The 1,805-nt window shown below is 40.1% G+C and carries 4 protein-coding genes; 2 read left to right on the forward strand and 2 right to left on the reverse strand.

The genetic code is table 11. The annotated features are described in order from the left end of the window. Nucleotides 1-18: 18 nt before the first annotated feature. Both PL85_RS17595 and PL85_RS17605 read right to left on the reverse strand, forming a co-directional pair. Entirely contained in the window at nucleotides 19-435 is a 417-nt protein-coding gene (locus tag PL85_RS17595) for a VOC family protein (RefSeq protein ID WP_017048945.1), read from the reverse strand. 163 nt (nucleotides 436-598) lie between these two features. After that, nucleotides 599-1,030: a DUF2513 domain-containing protein gene (locus tag PL85_RS17605; RefSeq protein WP_225470100.1), complete on the reverse strand. Its 432-nt coding sequence runs from the start codon at nucleotides 1,028-1,030 to the stop codon at nucleotides 599-601. Nucleotides 1,031-1,253: 223 nt separating this feature from the next. On the opposite strand from PL85_RS17605, the gene PL85_RS17610 reads away from it, so the two are divergent. After that, on the forward strand, nucleotides 1,254-1,496 hold the full coding sequence (locus PL85_RS17610; protein WP_072609711.1) for a type II toxin-antitoxin system ParD family antitoxin: 243 nt from the start codon (nucleotides 1,254-1,256) through the stop codon (nucleotides 1,494-1,496). Then, nucleotides 1,493-1,792 carry a type II toxin-antitoxin system RelE/ParE family toxin gene (locus PL85_RS17615; RefSeq protein ID WP_115340130.1) on the forward strand — a complete coding sequence of 100 codons (300 nt, stop codon included), beginning with the start codon at nucleotides 1,493-1,495 and terminating at the stop codon, nucleotides 1,790-1,792. Before PL85_RS17610 ends, PL85_RS17615 begins: the two co-directional genes overlap by 4 nt. Nucleotides 1,793-1,805: the final 13 nt, after the last annotated feature.

The following is a 1,805-nucleotide window of genomic DNA, read 5'->3' on the forward strand; positions in this document are numbered from 1 at the left end:
CTTGAGCCGTTTGTTATGCTACCTTTTTGCCATTGGATGGCTTGGATTCAATTGAAGAAGATCCCACAAGTTTCCATACAAGTCTTCAAACACTGCTACCGTTCCATAGTCTTCTTCTGTTGGCTCGCGGACGAAATTAATACCAATCGATTTCATATGCTTAAAGTCACGCCAGAAATCATCAGTATTTAGGAACAGAAATACTCGACCGCCTGCTTGATTCCCAATGAAATCATGCTGCTCTGGCTTCGAGGCTCTGGCAAGTAATAACGTAACACCATGAGAATTTGGTGGAGCCACAACCACCCAACGTTTGTCTTGTTCAGGTTGATGAGTATCTTCAATAAGTTCAAATTTGAGTTTGTTTACATAAAAATCAATGGCTTCATCATAATCTTTTACAACTAAAGCAATATGGACAATGTTCTGTTTCATAGTATTCCTTATTGAAGATTTCGACTGGTAGCATAACGCCCTGCTAAGGGGTGAGCAACGCAATACCGAAGCCGCCGCATACCACCTTAATCACTAAATTCAACGCATAGTAAAAATGCCACGCGTTGCGAATCCCTCTTGAGCAGTTTGTTAACTGGCGATCTCAAAACTCGATATTTTCTAATTTTTTGTTCAGCATTTTCATGCCTAACTGCTTGGAAACATCGATGATGGCAGAGAACCCTTCCCCTTTAAATTTCTCTATAATGACATCGAGAATTCTCGGTTCTTCAAGCGATGACAAGAACTCAATACCAGAGCTTGTTAGTCTAATTGGTGGGCATACCAACATAAATTTCATTGGAGCTTGTGGCGATGAAACCAAGCCACTACTCTTGAGGTCATAAATTGGACTTTTGTTGGTCGACACAAGCCCATTTTCTACGATCAAATGCCAATGAAATATAAACTCTCTATCTGAGCCATCGTCTACATCAAGGTATTTCATGTACAGCTTTTTTGAATCTGCATAAGGTTCTTGAGCATCTTTAATTTCGCTTAAAACTTGCTTAATGTATGCGTAATCTATGTCCACTTTTTTACTCCGAATTAGATTTGACCACTAGCCAGTTAACGCCCAATTAAGTGGTGAACAACGCACTGACCAAGCCGCTGCATTGCACCGTAAAGCACTTTACCTGACGCATAGTAAAACTGCCACGCGTTGAGAATCCACTTAAATTGTTTGTTATGCGCCACTTGCGGTTAAGCCAACTTAATACCATAATTAGGTATTATTTGGTATTAAGGAAATCGCAATGGCTAAAAATACTAGCATTACACTCGGCGAACACTTTGATGGCTTTATCAGTAGCCAGATCCAAAGTGGACGCTATGGCTCTGCAAGTGAAGTAATTCGTTCCGCTCTACGTCTACTCGAAACACAAGAAACGAAAATGAACACTTTACGACAACTACTCGTTGAAGGTGAAGAAAGTGGTATGGCTGATTATGACCTCGATTCGTTTATCAGTGAACTAGATAGCGAAGAGAGAAAATGAAACCATTCCAACTAACCAACAAGGCAAAATCCGATTTAAAAGATATTGCCTTATTTACCTCTCGCAAGTGGGGCCGCGAGCAACGAAATATTTATCTCAAACAATTCGATGAATCATTTTGGCTACTCGCTGAAAATCCTGATATCGGTAAAACTTGTGATGAAATCAGAGATGGCTACCGAAAATTTCCACAAGGAAGCCATGTTATTTTTTATCAACAAATTGGTAGCCAAAACATCCAGATCATCAGAATTTTGCATAAGAGTATGGATGTAAATCCAATCTTTGGCGCATAACGCCCGGCTAAGG

It is taken from the genome of Vibrio anguillarum (assembly GCF_001989995.2).
Classification (GTDB): Bacteria; Pseudomonadota; Gammaproteobacteria; order Enterobacterales; family Vibrionaceae; genus Vibrio; species Vibrio anguillarum.